Origin of the sequence: Micromonospora sp. CA-240977 (genome assembly GCF_050942285.1) — a bacterium.
GTDB lineage: Bacteria > Actinomycetota > Actinomycetes > Mycobacteriales > Micromonosporaceae > Micromonospora.
Map to the genome: position 1 here is coordinate 55,679 of NZ_CP192055.1, position 18,586 is coordinate 74,264.

An 18,586-nucleotide genomic window follows, 5' to 3' on the forward strand; every position below is an offset into this window, starting at 1 on the left:
CGGTCGCCGGTGATGAGGCGGTGGGCGGTATGACGGACACGAACACGGGCCCGCAGGAGGCCGCGGGCGGCGGCCCGAGCCGGGCCAGCCTGTGGCTGGGTGGTGGGTTGGCAGTTGTGCTGCTCGCCGCGATCGGCGCGACCGGCGGCTGGCTGCTGGCGGGCGACGGCGACGACCCCTCGGGGGATCCGCTGGCCGCCGCGACCACGACCGGCCCGCCGACCAGCCGGGCCACCGCGCCCCGGCCGAGCACCGGCCGGACCACGCCGTCGGCCGTGCGGACCTCCGCCACGGCGACCAAGGGAGCCGGCCTGACCGTGCCACCGGTGCTCGGCACCGACTTCGTGCAGGCCCGGGACACGCTGCGCGAGCAACGGCTGGGCTGGCGGCTCGTCTTCGGCGGCGGAGCCGGTCGTACGGTCGAGAGCACCTCGCCGGTCGTGGGCACCCCGGTTGCCCGGGGCACGACTGTGCAACTTCAGGTGGCGGGGCCAGCGCCCGAGGCCGAGGTGCCGGACGTGGTCGGAAAGGACTGCGCCAAAGCCGTGGACGAGCTGATCGACGAGGGTCTCTACCCGCGTTACCTCAGCGGCCGCAGCGGAAAGGTCGCCCGGCAGGAGCCGGTCGAGGACGGCCCGGCCCGGTGGAACGACGAGGTCAGCATCTGGTGTGGGGCGGACGCACCCGAACAACCGACGGCGAAGCCGACTCTCTGATCGCACACCGGTGACCTGATCGTCGTCGCGGCCGGAGGTGCGTGCCGAGGAGGAGCGACGTACCCGCGGCGCGGCTCGGCACGCTGATCCCCGCCGACGGCGGGTTGGGCGACTAGGTTGACGGTCGAGGGCCATGACGCCCGTCCGGTTCGGGAAAGGACGTGCGATGAGCGACGACCCCCAGGAGCCTCCCGCCGGCGAGCACGACGACCGGACCCGCCCACTGCCGCCGCCCGCCGACCGGGCGGAGCCACCGCGACCGACCCGACCCACCAGCGAGCCGGACGAGACGGCGCCGATCGACCGGACTGTCCCGGCTCGTCCCGCCGGGTCGCCCGACCAGACAATGCCGATCGACCGTTCCGCCGCCACCCCGCCGCGCACGCCAACCACGTCGGCCGCACCAGCTACGCCTGGCGACCAGACGACGCGGCTGCCCGCGGAGCGGTCGACAGCGCCGTCGTGGTCGGGCCGTGCCGAGGTTCGGCCGCCCCGGCCGGATGAACCCGCCGGGGAGTGGTACGTCGAGGAGCAGGGCGGCCGGCGATGGTGGCTGCCGATCCTGTGGGGTGTTCTCGCGCTGGTGCTCGCCGGCCTGCTCGGCGGGGCGCTCTGGTTGGTGCTCGCCAACCAGGATGACGACCGGGACGATCCGGGCCCCACCCCGTCGGTCCCGCCAGCCAGTGCCACAAGTGCCGCGCCGACCAGCGCGTCGCCCTCCTCGGCGGCGCCGACCAGCGAGGCGCCGAGCAGCCCGCCGGCCACCAGCGCGCCGGTCGAGGTGCCGGTGCCGCCGCTCGCCGGCCTGCCGCAGGCCACCGCCGAGGGGTTGCTGGGCCGGCTCGGCCTTGCCTACCGGGTGGTGTACCGGCCGTCGGAGCTGCCGCCGGGGATCGTGGTGGGCACCGAGCCCGGAACGGGCACGCCCGTGTCGACCGACGACGAGGTGTTGTTGATCATCTCGCAGGCTCGGCCCTCGACCGCTGTGAGCCCGACCGCGCCGAGCCCGACGGTGACGAGCACGCCCTGACCGGTGGTCACCACATTCGCCGTCGGGTGCCGACCAGGCCGAGGCCGGCCAGTGAGATGGCGAGGCCGAAGATCCCGGACCAGAACAGGGAGCGGCGGGTGTCCGTCGCGGTGTGCCCGGCCGGAGCCGCTTCGCTGAGCTGCTGACGGCCGTCGGACTGGCCGCCGGCGCCACGGCCGGCGACCGACCCGGTCGGGTCGGTGGTGGCGGCACTGGTGTCCGAGCTGTCGGCGCCGAACCAGTCGGGTTCCTCGGCTGCCGGTGGACCGTCGTCCGTCGGCGGGTGATCGTCGATCACGGTGATCTCCGGTGCGGGAACCGGTGCGGTCAGCCGGGTGGACGACATCGCCGGGTCGCGGACGAGGATCAGGGCTGTGACCATCGCCCCGAGGAGGGCGAGTAGTCCACATGCGTAGGCGATACGGGAGCGGTGGTGCCGCCGCAGGGCGGGCTGATTGACCATGACCATCCCAGGGTCAGGGTCCTGGACGCGCGGGTGGAACGGTGCCGGGGTGGGCGTACCAATTCTATGGCGACGGCACGCCCACCGGCGGCGGATCGGGTCGGGTCGGTCAGCCGACCCGGAGCGGGGTACGGGTGACCGGTCGCCGGGCCCGGACGGTGTGCGGGCGGGGTTCGGGGGCTGCCTGCAGTTGCTGCAACCCGTCGCGCTGGACGAAGATCGACCGTCGGTTGACCGCGTCGCCCGCGGCGTTCAACTCGTAGCCGTCGAGCCAGAGCCAACCGTCGTAGGTGGGCCAGTCCAGCACCCGGATCACCCGGAACTTGATGGGCCGGAGGAACTGGACACTCGCCGCGCGAGTCACGAGCAGTACGTCACCGGTGCGGGGAAGCACATGGGCTCCTGGGGAGGATTGGCCGGCAGCTGCGCCGGCGGTGCCTGAACGGGGGACGTCTCGGCCGGTGACGGGGTCGTGCCTCGTGAACCGGTGGTGCGGATGGTGGTGGTCGGGCCGTACCTCGCTGGTGGCGTGCCGCCACCCGACCACCACCCGGATGCTTCCGGGAACCGCGCCCGCCGCCGCAGCTTGCCGGCTTGCAGCGGCGGGGTCATTACCCCGGAGCACGTCTCGGTCGTGCTGGCCGGGCCCGCGCTGTGCCGGGCTTCCCCGCCGCGGTGGGGTCACCACTGCGAGGGAGCGGGCCGAGACGCTGAGTAACCCGTGCCATACGGACAGAGTGCATCAGGGACGTGCTTCATGCAAGTTGCACGTCGACTTTTGCCGATACGTGAGCGAGTCCCGCGAAAGGCCTATTGATGCCTTCCGCGTACGGACGGCACACTGGGAGCCGGTTTCGCCCGTCGCGGCCGGCCGAGGACCGGCACCACCCCCTTTCGTCGCGAACGCTCGCCGGACGACGGTCGCGCCCCCGGCGGGTGTCAGCCAGTGGCGCGTCGACCGGAGGTAGCCCGAGTGGGGTCGAGCAGCCAGCGGCGGGGACCAGCGACTCACGGGTTGCGCGATGAGTGAGCGGCGCAGTCCCACCATCAGAAGGCGGCGGCTCGGTGCCGAGCTGCGCCGCCAGCGTGAGTCCGCCGGGATCACCATCGAGGTGGTCGCCGAACAGTTGGAGTGCTCGGCGTCGAAGGTCTCGCGGATCGAGACCGGGCACACCACCGCCACGCCCCGCGACGTCCGGGACATGCTGCGGATCTACGGGGTGGTCGGCGCCGAGAGCGACGAGCTGGTGCAGATCGCCCGGGAGGCCCGACAAAAAGGTTGGTGGCATCCGTACAGCACGGTGCTCGTCGGCGCGTACGTCGGGCTGGAGGCGGCGGCGAGTTCGATCCGGGCGTACGAACAGCAGGTCGTGCCGGGTCTTCTGGAGACCGAGGAGTACGCCGGGGCGATGATCCGCGCGGCTCGGCCAGACTTCACCGCCGATCAGGTGCACCAGAGGGTGCGTGTCCGTCTGGGCCGTCAGTCGTTATTGACCCAGGACGATCCGGTCGATCTGTGGGTGGTACTCGATGAGGCGGTGGTACGTCGGCCGGTAGGCGGGGACGAGGTGATGCGTGGCCAACTCAAGCGGTTGGTCGAGGCGGCCGAGTTGCCGAACGTGACGCTGCAGATCCTGCCCTTCGAGGTAGGCGCGCACGCCGGCATGGACGGCACCTTCACGATCCTCAGCTTCCCTGAGCCCGGTGATCCGGATGTTGTGTACGCGGAGAACGCCACGGGTGGGCTTTTCCTCGAGAAGAGCGACGAACTGCAGAAGTACAGCTTCATCTTCGATCACATCCGCGCTGCGGCCATACGTCCTGAGGAGTCCGTCGCACACATCGCAAAACTGGCAGAGGAGCCGTTGTGGAAATGGCGACCAAAAGGTTCCCCGTGGACCTGACGCAGGCAGCATGGTTCAAGAGCTCGAAGAGCGGGCCGAACTGTGACAACTGCGTCGAGGTGGCGTACGTGACGGGGGCGGTCGGAGTGCGGGACTCGAAGGACAAGGCGGGCCCGGCCCTGGTTTTCGCACCGAGTGACTGGCACGCCTTCGTCGGCGGCACCCGAGGCGGTGCGTTCGGCGCGGCCTGACCGCGTGGTCAGCCGAGGCCCCCGTCCGGATTCGAATCCGGACGGGGGTCCTTGCCGTGTCCGGAAAGGATCGGGTGGGTTTGGGGACGGTCGGCGAGGTTCCGCCGGGATTCCCGTCGCCACAGGCGGCCCGTCTCGTTGAACTGGTCGGTACGGCGCAGGTCGACGACCCGTCGCACCGACCGGCAACCGAGCGAGGTAGGCGAGACGGATGACGACGATCGGGTCAGACAATCTCACCAACGGTCCGGGAAAACCGGAGCGGTTCGGTGGAAAGTACCGCGGGGCGCGTCGGGACAGCGTACTGACCGAGGTGGTGTCGACCGACCAGGAGATGAGCGGGCGGGACACGTCGGCCTCGGAGTCGGCGGACATTCCGCTCTCGCTGCCCTCGCTGGACCCGAACCCACTGGTGGAGCCGTCGTTTCCGCCAAACGGTTGGCCGATGGAGCCCAGCGGATCGCTGGCCGACCATCCACTGCTCCGCGGCCTGCTGATGGAGTTGCCGCCGAAGGGCAGCCTGCCACCGTCGGACTGGCTGGACCGCTGGTTCGAGGCGACAAGGGCGATCCTGGAGTTGCTATACGTGCAGGGGGCTGGTCGTCCGCGCTGATCGCGGAGCGACGGGCTGGGCCCGCTCGGCGAACCGGCTGTGCCGTAGCGCGTGCCGGACTCCGATGGCGATCACCGCGAGCGCGCCCACGGTGATCGCCGGCCCGGTGACACCCGGGTCGGCGCCGAGGTCGGAGCCGACCGCCCCGATCACCGCCGGCACCATGGTCAGGGCTGTCACCTGGAGCGGCAAGCCGACGAGCGGGTGGGCCGCGGCGGCGCGCAGCCCGTGTGGCGCTGGCGTGCCGGGGGCGCTGGCGAACGCGCCCGCCCCGGCCCACAGCCGGCGGATCCGTCGCAGCGAGCAGACCGTCGCCACCAGTGCCGGGCCGGCGGCCAGGGTGAGCCCGGCGGCGGCCCGGTCGACCGGCGCGGTGCCGGCACTGAGTAGACCGCCGCCGAGCACGGCCGCGGTGAGCGCCACGCCGGTGACGGCCAGCACCAGCAACCATCCGGTACGCCGGCGCAGCACGCGGGTGTTACGCAGCCGGGGAAGCCCGTCGGCGACAACGCCGGCGGCCAGCCAGATGGCGGCTACCGGAAGCAGGATGGTGAGGTGACTCTCCATGTTCGAGAGTCTTTCCCGAATCACGGTGAGGCGAATCCGGGCCGGTCCCCGGTCCGCCCCGGACGTCCGGCCCGTAGGGGGCATCGCACGGAGATATGGACGTTCCGACATGTTTAACTGCCCGGTCGCTGACCTACCCTCAGCTAGATCGGCAAGCGTCGATTGATGTTGGGACCGGTGGTCACGTTCCGCCATCGGTCAGAGGGAGGTAGGAGATGGGTCTTCCACGAAGGTCCGTACTGGTCGGGGTGGCCACGGCGACGGTGCTCGCCGTCGGCACGCCAGCCCTGGCCGCCGAACCTGCCGGTGTGGTCAGGGCCGCCGGCGGAGCCACCGCCGTGCCGGACAGCTACATCGTCGTTCTCAAGGACAGCGCCGTGGCCCGCGACCGGGTCGGCGACACCGCGAAGCGGCTCTCCGGCCGCCACGGCGGCACGGTGGCCCGCACCTACGGCGCCGCGCTGCGCGGTTTCGAGGTCACTGTGAGCGCGAGCGCGGCGGCGCGGATCGCGGCCGACCCGGCGGTGGCGTACGTCGAGCAGAACCACACGGTGTCCATCTCCGGCACGCAGGCCAACCCACCCTCCTGGGGCCTGGACCGGATCGACCAGCGCAACCTGCCGCTGGACAGCTCCTACACCTACCCCAACACGGCCAGCAACGTGCACGCCTACATCATCGACACCGGCATCCGGTTCTCCCACAACGACTTCGGCGGCCGGGCCACGTCCGGCTACGACGCGGTGGACGGCGGAGCGGCAGACGACTGCAACGGGCACGGCACGCATGTCGCCGGCACCGTCGGCGGGTCCACGTACGGGGTGGCCAAGGCCGTCCAACTCGTCGGCGTACGGGTGCTGAACTGCGCCGGCAGCGGCACCAACGCCGGTGTGATCGCCGGCGTCGACTGGGTCACCGCGAACGCGATCAAGCCGGCGGTGGCGAACATGAGCCTCGGCGGCGGCGCGAACACCTCGCTCGACAACGCCGTGCGCAACTCGATCGCCTCGGGTGTGACGTACGGCCTGGCGGCCGGCAACGACAACGGCGCGAACGCGTGCAACACCTCGCCGGCGCGTACCACGGAGGCCATCACGGTGGGCTCGACGACCAGCTCGGACGCCCGGTCGTCGTTCTCCAACGTCGGCACCTGCCTGGACATCTTCGCGCCCGGCTCGTCGATCACCTCGGCCTGGTACAACAGCAACACCGCGACCAACACGATCAGCGGCACCTCGATGGCCACGCCGCACGTGGTCGGAGCGGCGGCCCTGGTGGCAAGCGCCAACCCGGGCTGGACGCCGGCGCAGGTCCGCAACCAGCTGGTGGCCAACGCGACACCCAACGTGGTCACCAACCCCGGCTCGGGCTCGCCGAACCTGCTGCTCTACGTGGGCACCGGCACCACCCCGCCGCCGCCCACCGGCTGCACCGGCACCAACGGCTCCGACGTGTCGATCCCGGACGCCGGCTCGGCGGTGACCAGCTCCATCACCATCTCCGGCTGTGGACGCAACGCCTCGTCGGCCTCCACCGTCGCTGTGAACATCGTCCACACGTACCGCGGTGACCTGGTCATCGACCTGCTCGCGCCGGACGGCAGCGCGTACCGGCTGAAGAACAGCAGCACCTCGGACAGCGCCGACAACGTGGTCGCCACGTACACGGCAAACGTCTCCGGTGAGGCCGCCGACGGCGTCTGGCGGCTTCAGGTGCGGGACACCTACGCGGCCGACACCGGCTACATCAACACCTGGACCCTGACCGTCTGACCGGTCCTTCACGACCGAGGCCCCATCCGGTGGACCGGGTGGGGCCTCGCGTCGTACGGATCGGATCAGACCGAGAAAGTGGCCGGCCGCTCGGTGGCCGGCGCCGGCGGGCGGGCCTTCCACAGGCCGACCTTCTGTGCGACGAGCCGGCTCAGGTAGGCCGGGTTGAGGATGACGTAGCGGCGCCAGAGCCGCTTCGGCTCCAGACCGAGACGCCAGAACCACTCCAGACCGGCACGCTGCATCCAGCGCGGGGGCTGGCGGAGCAACCCGGCGTGGTAGTCGAAGGCCGCGCCGACCGCCATCAACGGCATGTCCAGCAGCGGCCGCATGGCGTACGCGAAGACCTCCTGGCGCGGGCAGCCCAGCCCGACCAGGACCAGCCGGGCCCCGCTGGATCGGATGCGGTCGGCGATCTCGGCGTCCTCACCCGGCTGGACGGCCCGAAACTTGGACGGCTCCACCCCGGCGATCTTCAGGGCCGGGAACATCCGCTCCAGCGCCGGGATCAACCGGCCGAGGGTTTCCTCGGTCGAGCCGTACAGGTAGACCGGCAGCCCCTCGTCGGCGAAGCGCGACAGCACGTGCAGGGTCAGCGTCGGCCCGTAGACCCGGTCGGAGAGCCCGGCGTGGTGCAGCAGGTTGAGCGCCCACCGCACCGGCTGCCCGTCCGGCGTGACCACGTCGAAGGAGTTGAGTCGCGCGTTGTGCGCCGGATCCAGCACCCCGGTCATCACGCCGTGCACGGCCAACGCGGTAAGCGCCAGCGGACGCCGCTCGTGCGCCGCCGTCACCACCGCGTCGGTCGCCGTCGCGTAGTCGGTGGCGTCGACCAGGACGCCGAGCACGTTGCGCTTGGTCCGCGCGGTCATGCCTTGGGTACCCACTTACCCACGTTGGCCTCGTAGATCTCCCGCAGGATCATCGGCACGTCGTAGCTGATCTTCCAGTCCGGGTACTGCTCCTCGAACCGGGCCATGCTGCTGACATACCACTGGTGGTCGCCGGTGCGGCTCTGCTCGACGTAGTTGATCTGCGCCTCGCGGCCGGTGATCTCCTCGGCGATCCGGAACGCCTCGATGTGGGAGGTGTTGGAGTGCCGGCCGCCACCGAGGTTGTAGACCTCCGCGGAGCGCGGGGCCCGGAAGAACGCCTCGAACGCGCTCAGCACGTCACGGGAGTGGATCGCGTCCCGGACCATCTTGCCCTTGTAGCCGAACAGGTTGTATGTCCGACCCTCCATCACACAGCGCATCAGGTACGCCAGGAACCCGTGCAGTTCGGCCGCCGAGTGCGCCGGACCGGTCAGCGTGCCGCCTCGGAAGCAGGCCGTCTTCATGTCGAAGTAGCGCCCGTACTCCTGGACCATCACGTCCGCCGCGACCTTGGAGGCGCCGAAGACCGAGTGCAGCGAGTGGTCGATCGACATCTCTTCGGTGATGCCCTGGTACCACCGGTGGTCCTCGGGCAGCTCGTACCGTGTCTCCAGCTCGATGAGCGGCAGGCTGTTGGGCCGGTCGCCGTAGACCTTGTTTGTCGAGCAGTGGATGAACGGCGCGTCGATCGCGTGCCGGCGGGTGTTCTCCAGGATGTTGAGCGTGCCACCGGCGTTCACGTCGAAGTCCGTGTACGGCTCCTTGGCCGCCCAGTCGTGGCTCGGCTGAGCAGCGCTGTGGATCACCACGGCGATGTCCGAGCCGTACTTCTTGAAGACCTGCTCCAGGCCGTCCCGGTCCCGGATGTCCACAGCGAAATGGGTGTACGAGTCGCCCAGGTCACGAGCGAGCCGCTCAAGGCTCCAGGATGTGGAGCCGTCCTCGCCGAAAAAATACCGGCGCATGTCGTTGTCGATGCCGACGACGTCCAGACCGAGGCCGGCGAAGTGCCGGACCGCCTCGGAGCCGATCAGGCCACCCGACCCTGTCACCAACGCGACACTCACACGCCACTCCTGGTCCATCGGAGACAGAATCCATCGCAGCATAGCGTGACGCCCGGCCCGCCCCGATATGACGGAAGGGCCCCGCGGTAAGCGGAGCCCTCGTCGTGGTGGGGATGGGGGGAGTTGAACCCCCACGCCCTTTCGGGCACACGGACCTGAACCGTGCGCGTCTGCCATTCCGCCACATCCCCGTGGCACAACCCGGAACACTCTAGCCGCCCCGGCCCCGCTGTCTCCAACGGCCCCGGGAATACTACGCTGTCCCAGACGCTCGCCACGAACGATTACCGTTCGTGGCGGACGAAAGATTAGCACGGCAATCCCGGCCCTTCCGAACGGGCCGAGAGCAGGTGGCCGAGCGGCGTGTGAGCTGCGCGCGCGCCGGCCGGATACCATCATGTCCTCGGGACCCGAGGAGGAGCCGGTGAGCGTGCTGCAACGCTTCGAGAAGCGTCTGGAAGGCCTGGTCGAAGGGGCCTTCGCCAAGGTCTTCAAAGGGGTGGTCCACCCCGTGGAGATCCTCAACGCCATGCAGCGGGAGGCCGAGGCGCACAAGGCGATCCTGGCCGGTGGGCGCACGTTGGTGCCCAACCGCTACGTGATCGATCTCTCGCCGTTCGACCACAGTCGGCTGGCGCCGTACGCCGCTGCGCTGGCCCAGGAGTTGGCCCAGTCGCAGGCGGAGTTCATCGGCGAGCAGGCCTGGACTGTCTATGGCGACGTGATCGTCGAGATCGAGCGAGGCGAGGGCCTGGACACGGGCATGTTCCGTGTCACAGCCGAGGTCTACACCGGCGGCGAGGTCGCCCCGGTGTCGGCACCCGGCTATGACGCCGGCCCGCCCGCCTACCCCGCGTACGACCAGGGCGGCGGCTACGGCCCTCCGCCCGGGCACGGTGGCGGTCGCAACGTGCGGCTGGTCTCCGGCGACGGTCGCACCTACCCCCTTCAGATGGGGTCGACGGTGATCGGTCGCGGCGATCAGGCCAACCTGCGTCTGCCCGACGTCGGCATCTCCCGGCGACACGCCCGGTTGGATTTCGACGGGGGCCAGGTCGTGCTGACCGATCTGGGCTCGACCAACGGCACCATGGTCAACGGGCAGCGGGTCTCCGCTGTCGCGCTCAACCCCGGTGACATGGTCCAGCTCGGCACGACGACGCTGACCTTCCGCGTGGACGGCTGACCCGCCTTGCCGGAACTGGTCATCACCGTTGCCCGGTTCGGGTTCCTGATCCTGCTGTGGATCTTCGTGTTCACAGTGGTCGGCGTGATCCGGCGGGATCTCTTCGCGGGCGCCCGCTCGGGTCGCCTGGTGGCCGCGCCACGCGCGGTCGGCGCCTCGACGGGGCAGGCGGCGAAGCCGGCAAAGGTGAAGCGGGGCAGGGCGGCGCATCAGCTGGTAGTGACAGCCGGTCAGCTGGCCGGCACGAGGATCACTCTCGGTGACGCGCAGATCACCATTGGTCGAGCTGAGGACTCCACCCTGGTCATCACCGACGACTACGCCTCCGCGCGACACGCCCGGCTCGTGGCGCGTGAGGGGCAGTGGTACGTCGAGGACCTTGGCTCGACTAACGGCACGTACCTCGATCGCGCTAAGGTCACCGGACCAACCCCCGTCCCCCTCGGCGTGCCGATCCGGATCGGCCGCACTTCCCTCGAATTACGGCCATGACTCTGACCCTGCGCTATGCGGCCCACAGCGACCGCGGTCTGATCCGAGACGGTAATCAAGACTCCGTCTACGCCGGGCCGCGGCTACTCGCCGTTGCCGACGGCATGGGCGGCATGGCCGCCGGTGACGTCGCCAGCAACATCGTCATCGGTGCCATGGCGCCGCTCGACGAGGACGTCCCCGGGGACGCTCTCGTCGACGCGTTGCGTTCGGCCGTGGGCACCGCCAACCAACAACTCCGCGACACGGTGGACGCCAACCCGCAGCTGGAGGGGATGGGCACCACGTTGACGGCGACCCTCTTCACCGGCAGCAAGCTGGGAATGGTCCACATCGGCGACTCGCGGGCCTACCTGCTGCGCAACGGCGATTTCGCGCAGATCACCAAGGACGACACGTACGTCCAGATGCTCGTCGACGAGGGTCGGATCAGCGCCGAGGAGGCGAGCAGCCACCCGCAGCGGTCGCTGCTCACCAGGGCCCTCGACGGCCGGGACATCGACCCGGAGTACTCGGTGCGCCAGGTGCTGCCCGGCGACCGGTACCTGATCTGCAGCGACGGCCTGTCGGGTGTGGTCAGCGCCGAAACCATCGGCGAGACCCTGCGGGAGTACACCGACCCGCAGCAGTGCGTCGAGCGGCTGGTGCAGCTCGCGCTGCGCGGCGGCGGACCGGACAACATCACCGTGATCATCGCCGACGCCACGGACCAGGACATCGTCGAGGCGAGCCCGATCGTCGGCGGTGCCGCCGCTCGGGACCGCGGTATGGCGACGTCGGCGGACAACTCCACACCGGCCGCCCGAGCCTCCGCGCTCGCCGCGCCGCGTCCGGCCGCCCCCGAGGAGCCAGCGACCTCGGACGACGAACCGGACCGGCCGAAGCGCCGTCCGGTGCGGACCGCCGCCATGGCGCTGGCCCTGCTGGTGATCATCGGTGGCGGTGCCTTCGCCGGCTGGACGTACACCCAGCGGCAGTACTACGTGGGTGCCACCGAGGAGGGCCAGGTCGCCGTCTTCCGTGGCGTCCAGGGTCAGATCGCCGGGATGGACCTCTCCACCGTGCACCGCCGCAGCGGCACCCGACTGGACGACCTCACTGTCGCGGCGCAGGACACCGTCAAGGTCGGCATCCGGGCCAAGAGCGAGCCGGACGCCGAGCGCCAGCTCGCCGAGCTGACCAGTGACACCCCGAGCAACCCCAACCTGAAGCCGCTCTGCCCGCTCGATCCGACCGCCTCGGCGGGCGGCACGCCGACCCCGGCCGACCCATCGCCGAGCCCGAACGGCAGCCCGAGCACCATCGCGTCTCCGACCTCAAACGGGGTTGTCAGCGCAAGCCCGACCGTCGGTGCCACCGCCGCTGTCGGTGCGACCGGTTCGTCCACCACGCCCGACAACACGCCCTCCGACTCGGCCACGCCGGCGCTCGACCCGGCCGGTTGCCGGTCTCCTGAGTGAGCGTCGGCTGAGATCCCGAGGACTCCACCTGTGACCGTAGCGGCCACACCGGCATCCTCGCCCGCCACCGCGGGCGAGCAGTCCGGCGTACGCCTGGCGCGGTCGCGCCGCAACGCCGAGCTGTCCCTGCTGCTGCTCGCCATGGCGTTGGTGGCCGCGTACGGGGCGACCGTCGAGGCGAACCTGCTGGACACCGTCACCCCGGACTTCTGGATGCCCGCCGCCGCGCTCGGTGCGGTCTTCCTCGGTCTGCATCTGGTCATCCGATTCCTCGCCCCGTTCGCCGACCCGGCGCTGTTGCCGGCGGTGGCCCTGCTCAACGGGCTCGGGGTGGGCTTCCTCCGCCGGATCGACCTGGGCGACGCCCCGGTCGCCGAGCGGGAGAGCCTGGCCATCTTCGCCGGCATCGGTGGTCGGCAGTTGGCGTGGACGCTCGCCGCGGTGATCCTCGCCGCCGGTCTGCTCGCCCTCATGCGCGACCACCGTTCGGTCTCCCGGTACTCGTACACCCTTGGGTTGGCTGGCATCGTGCTGGTGATGCTCCCGGCGGTGCTGCCGTCGAGCATCTCCGAGATCAACGGTGCGAAGCTGTGGATCCGGGTGGGTGGTTTCTCCATCCAGCCGGGTGAGTTCGCCAAGCTGGCGCTGCTCGTCTTCTTCGCCTACTACCTGGTCCGCAAGCGCGAGGTGCTCTCGCTGGCGAGTCGACGGTTCCTCGGCATCGACTTCCCGCGCGGGCGTGACCTCGGCCCGGTGGTCGGCGTCTGGCTGGTCAGCCTCCTGGTCCTCGTCTTCGAGAAGGACCTGGGCACCTCGCTGCTCTACTTCGGCATGTTCGTGGTGACGCTCTACATCGCCACCGAACGGGTCAGCTGGCTGCTGATCGGTCTGGTCCTCTTCTTCGGTGGGGCCTACCTCGCCTACTTCCTCGGCTCGACGGTCGGCGGCCCGTTCGCCAACTTCTACGTCCGGGCGGAGATCTGGCTGGACCCGTTCGCCGACCCGACCGACAAGGGCTACCAACTCGTGCAGGGGCTGCTCGCCCTGGGCACGGGTGGGCTCTTCGGCGCCGGGCCGGGCGGCGGCCAACCGGACATCCTGCCCGAGGTGCAGAACGACTTCATCTTCGCCGGCCTCGGTGAGGAGCTCGGCCTGTTCGGCCTCTCCGCCCTGCTTGTCGTCTACCTGTTGATCGTGGAGCGGGGGCTGCGGGCCGCGCTCGCGGTCCGGGACTCGTTCGGCAAGCTCCTCGCCGGCGGTCTCGCGTTCACCCTCGGCCTCCAGGTCTTCGTGATCGTCGGCGGGATCAGCAAGCTCATCCCGCTGACCGGTCAGACCACCCCGTTCCTGTCCGCCGGTGGCTCGTCGCTGATGGCCAACTGGTTGCTCATCGCGGTGCTGCTGCGGGTCTCCGACGGAGCACGCCGGCCGGTCGGCGGGAGCGCCAGCAAGGCTGCCCGACCCGCCGGTGGCGCGCCGGAGCAGCTGCACGGTGCTCCCACGGAGGTGATCAAGCCGTGAACGCACCACTGCGCCGCGTCGGCGTCGTCGTCATGGTCCTGTTCGGCCTGCTCTTCGCGAACCTCAACTGGGTGCAGTTCCAAAAGGCCGACGAGTACCGGACCAGCGACTACAACGGTCGGGTCCAGGTTGCCGACTACAAGCGCAAGCGCGGCAACATCGAGGCCGGCGGCACCGCGCTGGCCACCAGCAAGGAGACCACCGGCAAGCTGAAGTTCCTGCGCACCTACCCGGGCGGCGCGGAGTACGCCCACGTGCTCGGCTACAAGCCGGTCAACCTTGCCGACCAGGGCATCGAGCAGGTGGAGAACGACTTCCTGGCCGGCACCAGCGACCAGTTGATCGGCGACCGGTTGAAGGACATGTTCACCGGCGACGACACCGGTGGCGGCAACGTGCTGCTCAGCCTCTCCAAGCGGGCCCAGGACGCGGCCTACAACCAGCTGCGTAACAACCAGGTGGGGGCCAAGAAGGGCGCGGCCATCGCCATCGACCCCCGTACCGGCGCGGTGCAGGCGCTGGTCTCCATGCCCAGCTTCGACCCGAACCCGCTGGCCAGCCACACGGGCAGCGAGGCGGCCGCGGCGTTCAACAAGCTGGATCAGGACCCGGCGGGCCCCCTGAAGAACCGGGCGCTCAGCGAGACACTGCCGCCGGGCTCCACCTTCAAGATCGTGGTTGCCGCGGCGGCGCTAGAGAACGGCGTCGGCAAGAGCACCCAGATCCCGGCCGGCTCCACGTGGACGCCGCCCACCTCCGGCACCCCGATCCGCAACGCCGAATCGTCGATCTGCCCCGAGCCCAAGGTCACCCTGCTGGAGGCGGTCACCGACTCGTGCAACACCGGCTTCGCGCAGCTCGGCGTGCGGCTCGGCGCCGACACGATCAAGGAGAAGGCCCGCCAGTTCGGTTTCGAGCAGGAGGGCCTCACCGTCGGTCACCTCGGCGAGGACGGTCTGTCCACGGCGGCGAGCCGGACCGGGGACATGCAGAACCCGGACGGCAGCACCGACCAGGCCGCACTGGCCCAGTCCTCGATCGGCCAGAACAACGTCCGGATGACCCCGCTCGAAGGCGCCATGATCGCCGGTGCGATCGCCAACAACGGCAGCCAGATGCGGCCGTACCTGGTCCAGCAGCAGCTCGCCCCGGACCGGACCACCAGCTACTACACCGCCAAGCCACGGGAGCTGCGCCAGCCCGTCGAGCCGCAGATCGCCGCCGACCTGCGCGAGATGATGGTCAGCGTCGTCCAGAACGGCACCGGCCGGAAGGCCGCGATCAGCGGTTACACGGTCGGTGGCAAGACCGGCACCGCGCAGTCCGCGCCGGACCGGCCGGACCACGGCTGGTTCATCGGCTTCGCACTGGACAAGAACGGCACACCGGTCTCCGCGGTCTGCGTGATGCTCGAGCAGGCCGGCCCCGGTGGCAGCGGCGAGGCAGCCCGGATCGCCGGCCAGATCATGCGGGCCGCCATCGCCGACCCTGGGGGTCGCTGACATGCTCAGCCCCGGCGTCCAGCTCGGCAACCGCTACCGTCTCGACGAGCGGATCGCCAGCGGCGGCATGGGCGACGTCTGGCGCGGCACCGACCAGGTGCTCGGCCGTACGGTCGCGGTCAAGAGCCTGCTCCCCGCCCTGCTCGACGACCCCGACTTCGCCGAGCGGTTCCGCGGTGAGGCCCGCACCATGGCCACGATCAACCACCCCGGGGTGGTTGACGTCTACGACTTCGGCAACGACCAGCAGATCGCGTTCCTGGTCATGGAGTACGTCGAGGGCGACGCCCTGTCGTCCACGCTGAGCCGGGTCGGCCGGCTCACCCCGGCCCGGACGATGGCCCTTGTCGCGCAGGCCGCCGACGCGTTGCACGCGGCGCACGAGAAGGGCATCGTGCACCGCGACGTGAAGCCGGGCAACCTGCTGGTCCGGCCGAACGGCACGCTCGTGCTCACCGACTTCGGCATCGCCCGCTCCGACCTGGTCGGCCAGCTCACCGCCGCTGGTTCGGTGCTCGGCACCGCCTCGTACATCTCACCCGAGCAGGCCACCGGCGGTGTGGCCAGCCCGGCGTCGGACGTGTACGCGCTCGGCGTGGTCGCCTACCAGTGCCTTGCCGGGCGGCGTCCGTTCGAGGGCGACAACCCGCTCGACATCGCCATGCGGCACGTGCGGGAGACGCCCCGGCCGCTGCCCGCCGACATCCCGCCGCAGGTCCGCGCGGTTGTCGAACGGGCGTTGGCCAAGGACCCGGCCGCCCGCTGGCCGAGCGCCGCGGCTCTCGCCGCGGTCGCCCGCCAGCTCAAGGCCGCGCTCTCCCAGCAGGCCCGGGCCGGTGGCAACTCGGGGCCGGTCTCCGCGGCGCCGGCCTCGCCGGCCGCGCCCGGTAGGGCCCAGGTGCCGCAGGCACATCAGATGCGTCCGCCGGGCGCCCGTCCGCCGGCCGTTGGGCCCCGGCCGACCGCTGTCGCGTCGGCCCAGCAGCCGCGCCCCACCGCCGTCGCGCCGTCCGTCCCGTCCGCCCGGCCGCCGGCCGCACCGAACGGATACCCGCGCGGCGCCGCGGCGGTGCCGTCGGCGCCGCCCCGGCAGCAACAACCGGCGGCGTACGCCCGGCAGGCCGTCCCGTCGGCGCCGTCCCCCGAGCCCCGGCGGTCCCGGCCCGGCATGGTGCTTCTCGCCATCTTCCTGGCCGTGCTGGTCCTGCTCTGCTCCGGCGTGATTTCCTTCAACCTGAAGAAACAGTCGCAGGCCGGCGAACCCGTCGGGACGAGTGCGCGCACCGTGACGTCCGGCGCGCTGCGACTCGACGGGCGCGACGATCCGACCCAGACGTCGTACCGTCGGAAGGTACGAGTCCAGCCGGGAGACGGCAGGACGACGACGAGCGAAGGACGACAGACGCGATGACAGCGCAGGCCCGCCTGCTCGGTGGCAGGTATCAGGTCGGCGAGCTGCTCGGCTACGGCGGCATGGCCGAGGTGCACCGCGGTCGCGACCTCCGGCTCGGTCGGGACGTCGCGATCAAGATGCTCCGGACCGACCTGGCCCGGGACGCGACGTTCCAGATGCGGTTCCGCCGGGAGGCGCAGAACGCCGCGTCGCTCAACCACCCGGCGATCGTGGCGGTCTACGACACCGGCGAGGAGACCGCGCCGACCGGCGAGACGCTGCCGTTCATCGTGATGGAGTTCGTCAACGGTCGGACCTTGAAGGAGGTCCTCGGCGCCGAGGGGCGGCTGCAGCCGCGCCGGGCGCTGGAGATCTGCGCCGACATGTGCGCCGCGCTGGAGTTCAGCCACCGGCACGGCATCATCCACCGGGACATCAAGCCCGGCAACGTGATGCTCACCCAGACCGGCCAGGTCAAGGTGATGGACTTCGGCATCGCCCGCGCGTTGGCCAGCGGCGCGACCACCATGACGCAGACCAGCGCGGTGATCGGCACGGCGCAGTACCTGTCCCCGGAGCAGGCGCGTGGCGAGGCCGTCGACGCCCGCTCCGATGTGTACGCGGCCGGCTGCGTGCTGTTCGAGCTGGTCTGTGGGCACCCGCCGTTCGTCGGGGACAGCCCGGTCAGTGTTGCCTACCAGCACGTACGGGAGACGCCGCCGACGCCGAGCGACATCAACCCGGACGTCACGCCGGCGGTCGACGCGATCGTGTTGAAGGCGCTGTCGAAGAATCCGCTCAACCGCTACCAGAGCGCCGGCGAGATGCGTGCCGACCTGCTCCGCGCCGCCGCCGGCCGGCCCGTGTTGGCCACCCCGGTGCTGCGTGAGGCGGAGACGGTGGCGATGGCCCCGGCTGGCGGCCGGGGTGGCTACCCGGCTCCCGCCGGTGGGCCGCAGACCGGGCAGATGGCCCGGGTGGGCGATCCGCGTCAGCGCAAGGCGTCCTCCTGGCTGATCGCGACGTTCAGCGCGGTCGGTGTGCTGGCGGTGATCGCTCTGGTCGCCGCCCTGCTCTGGAACCAGCAGCAGGAGAAGGCCAACAAGAAGGTGCCGACCCTCACCGGCAAGAGCCAGGCGGTCGCGGTCGCCGAGATCCAAGCCGCCAACCTTCAGCCGAAGCTGGGTGAGCCGGTCCGGAACAACGACTGTACGAAGGACACTGTCGCTGCGCAGGATCCGCCGCCGAACACCCGGCTGGCGCAGTCCAGCACGGTGACCATTCAGCTCTGCGACGGCAAGCCCGACGTGAAGATTCCCCCCAACCTGGTCAACTCCCAGTACGAGCTGGTCAAGTCGCAGCTTGAGGACCAGGGGTTGGTCGTCCAGGACAAGCAGGTGGACAACCCCGCGAGCAAGGGCACGGTGCTCAAGTTGACGCCGCCGTCGGGGACCACCGTCGCCCAGGGCAGCAAGGTGACAGTCGAGGTCTCCAGGGGCAACGTCAGCAAGGTGCCCAACGTGATCAACTCGACGCGGGACGAGGCCGCCCAGGAGCTTCGCGAGGCGGGTTACAAGGTCGAGTTCCGCGACGGTGACGAGGTGCCGGCAGACCAGGCCGGCCGGGTCCAGAAGCAGAATCCGGCTCCGAATACCGAGCTGGCCAAGGACAGGACAGTGACCATCGAGATCGGCATCCCGGAGAAGGTGGTCGAGACGCCGACCCCCGGGACGCCGACCGGCACGCCGACGGCCACGCCAACCACGCCCGGCAACGGAGGCGGCGTCGGTCTGCCGCTCCCACCCCCGCCGAGCCGACTTCCCGAGGACTAGGG

18 protein-coding genes and 1 tRNA gene are annotated in these 18,586 nt (G+C 70.6%); 13 read left to right on the forward strand and 6 right to left on the reverse strand.

What is annotated here, in order from left to right:
• The first annotated feature begins 29 nt into the window (after window positions 1-29).
• Window positions 30-716 carry a PASTA domain-containing protein gene (locus tag ACQPWW_RS00270; protein ID WP_433127986.1) on the forward strand — a complete coding sequence of 229 codons (687 nt, stop codon included), beginning with the start codon at window positions 30-32 and terminating at the stop codon, window positions 714-716.
• A gap of 166 nt (window positions 717-882) precedes the next feature.
• Complete coding sequence (locus tag ACQPWW_RS00275) at window positions 883-1,746, forward strand: PASTA domain-containing protein (RefSeq protein ID WP_433127987.1); 864 nt, start codon at window positions 883-885, stop codon at window positions 1,744-1,746.
• Window positions 1,747-1,753: 7 nt separating this feature from the next.
• Here ACQPWW_RS00275 and ACQPWW_RS00280 read toward each other — a convergent pair whose 3' ends face one another.
• Window positions 1,754-2,209, reverse strand: a complete 456-nt coding sequence (locus ACQPWW_RS00280; RefSeq protein ID WP_433127988.1) for a hypothetical protein — start codon at window positions 2,207-2,209, stop codon at window positions 1,754-1,756.
• Window positions 2,210-2,318: 109 nt separating this feature from the next.
• Window positions 2,319-2,603 (reverse strand): hypothetical protein, encoded by a 285-nt coding sequence (locus tag ACQPWW_RS00285; RefSeq protein ID WP_357809296.1) that lies wholly within the window; start codon window positions 2,601-2,603, stop codon window positions 2,319-2,321.
• Between the two features lie 628 nt (window positions 2,604-3,231).
• Between ACQPWW_RS00285 and ACQPWW_RS00290 the strand changes: the two genes are divergently transcribed.
• The 3 genes from ACQPWW_RS00290 (at window position 3,232) to ACQPWW_RS00300 (ending at window position 4,917) form a co-directional block, all read left to right on the forward strand.
• Window positions 3,232-4,113, forward strand: a complete 882-nt coding sequence (locus tag ACQPWW_RS00290) for a helix-turn-helix domain-containing protein (protein ID WP_433127989.1) — start codon at window positions 3,232-3,234, stop codon at window positions 4,111-4,113.
• Window positions 4,083-4,304 carry a DUF397 domain-containing protein gene (locus ACQPWW_RS00295; RefSeq protein WP_433127990.1) on the forward strand — a complete coding sequence of 74 codons (222 nt, stop codon included), beginning with the start codon at window positions 4,083-4,085 and terminating at the stop codon, window positions 4,302-4,304. Before ACQPWW_RS00290 ends, ACQPWW_RS00295 begins: the two co-directional genes overlap by 31 nt.
• A 211-nt stretch (window positions 4,305-4,515) precedes the next feature.
• Entirely contained in the window at window positions 4,516-4,917 is a 402-nt protein-coding gene (locus tag ACQPWW_RS00300) for a hypothetical protein (RefSeq protein WP_433127991.1), read from the forward strand.
• On the opposite strand, the gene ACQPWW_RS00305 is transcribed toward ACQPWW_RS00300, so the two are convergent.
• Window positions 4,885-5,484 (reverse strand): hypothetical protein, encoded by a 600-nt coding sequence (locus tag ACQPWW_RS00305; RefSeq protein ID WP_433127992.1) that lies wholly within the window; start codon window positions 5,482-5,484, stop codon window positions 4,885-4,887. The genes ACQPWW_RS00300 and ACQPWW_RS00305 overlap by 33 nt on opposite strands.
• 215 nt (window positions 5,485-5,699) lie before the next feature.
• On the opposite strand from ACQPWW_RS00305, the gene ACQPWW_RS00310 reads away from it, so the two are divergent.
• A complete protein-coding gene (locus ACQPWW_RS00310; RefSeq protein WP_433127993.1) occupies window positions 5,700-7,256 on the forward strand; it encodes a S8 family peptidase in 1,557 nt (518 codons plus the stop codon).
• Window positions 7,257-7,321: 65 nt separating this feature from the next.
• On the opposite strand, the gene ACQPWW_RS00315 is transcribed toward ACQPWW_RS00310, so the two are convergent.
• From ACQPWW_RS00315 to ACQPWW_RS00325, 3 genes are all read right to left on the reverse strand, one after another.
• The gene (locus ACQPWW_RS00315) at window positions 7,322-8,128 is read right to left on the reverse strand and encodes a WecB/TagA/CpsF family glycosyltransferase (protein WP_433127994.1); all 807 of its coding nucleotides are present in this window, start codon (window positions 8,126-8,128) and stop codon (window positions 7,322-7,324) included.
• The gene (locus ACQPWW_RS00320; protein WP_433127995.1) at window positions 8,125-9,240 is read right to left on the reverse strand and encodes an NAD-dependent epimerase/dehydratase family protein; all 1,116 of its coding nucleotides are present in this window, start codon (window positions 9,238-9,240) and stop codon (window positions 8,125-8,127) included. The genes ACQPWW_RS00315 and ACQPWW_RS00320 overlap by 4 nt, the downstream gene beginning before the upstream one ends.
• Before the next feature lie 63 nt (window positions 9,241-9,303).
• A tRNA-Leu gene (locus ACQPWW_RS00325) sits at window positions 9,304-9,389 on the reverse strand.
• A 206-nt stretch (window positions 9,390-9,595) separates the two neighbouring features.
• Between ACQPWW_RS00325 and ACQPWW_RS00330 the strand changes: the two genes are divergently transcribed.
• Genes ACQPWW_RS00330 through pknB form a run of 7 tightly spaced genes read left to right on the forward strand, consistent with a single transcriptional unit; the run spans window position 9,596 to window position 18,584 of the window.
• Window positions 9,596-10,384: an FhaA domain-containing protein gene (locus tag ACQPWW_RS00330; protein WP_007454122.1), complete on the forward strand. Its 789-nt coding sequence runs from the start codon at window positions 9,596-9,598 to the stop codon at window positions 10,382-10,384.
• 6 nt (window positions 10,385-10,390) lie between these two features.
• Entirely contained in the window at window positions 10,391-10,876 is a 486-nt protein-coding gene (locus ACQPWW_RS00335) for an FHA domain-containing protein FhaB/FipA (protein WP_433127996.1), read from the forward strand.
• Window positions 10,873-12,336 carry a PP2C family protein-serine/threonine phosphatase gene (locus tag ACQPWW_RS00340; protein WP_433127997.1) on the forward strand — a complete coding sequence of 488 codons (1,464 nt, stop codon included), beginning with the start codon at window positions 10,873-10,875 and terminating at the stop codon, window positions 12,334-12,336. Before ACQPWW_RS00335 ends, ACQPWW_RS00340 begins: the two co-directional genes overlap by 4 nt.
• Before the next feature lie 30 nt (window positions 12,337-12,366).
• Entirely contained in the window at window positions 12,367-13,857 is a 1,491-nt protein-coding gene (locus ACQPWW_RS00345) for an FtsW/RodA/SpoVE family cell cycle protein (protein WP_433127998.1), read from the forward strand.
• The gene (locus tag ACQPWW_RS00350; protein WP_433127999.1) at window positions 13,854-15,359 is read left to right on the forward strand and encodes a peptidoglycan D,D-transpeptidase FtsI family protein; all 1,506 of its coding nucleotides are present in this window, start codon (window positions 13,854-13,856) and stop codon (window positions 15,357-15,359) included. Before ACQPWW_RS00345 ends, ACQPWW_RS00350 begins: the two co-directional genes overlap by 4 nt.
• A gap of 1 nt (window position 15,360) precedes the next feature.
• Entirely contained in the window at window positions 15,361-16,770 is a 1,410-nt protein-coding gene (locus ACQPWW_RS00355) for a protein kinase domain-containing protein (RefSeq protein ID WP_433128000.1), read from the forward strand.
• The gene (gene pknB, locus ACQPWW_RS00360) at window positions 16,767-18,584 is read left to right on the forward strand and encodes a Stk1 family PASTA domain-containing Ser/Thr kinase (RefSeq protein ID WP_433128001.1); all 1,818 of its coding nucleotides are present in this window, start codon (window positions 16,767-16,769) and stop codon (window positions 18,582-18,584) included. Before ACQPWW_RS00355 ends, pknB begins: the two co-directional genes overlap by 4 nt.
• Window positions 18,585-18,586: the final 2 nt, after the last annotated feature.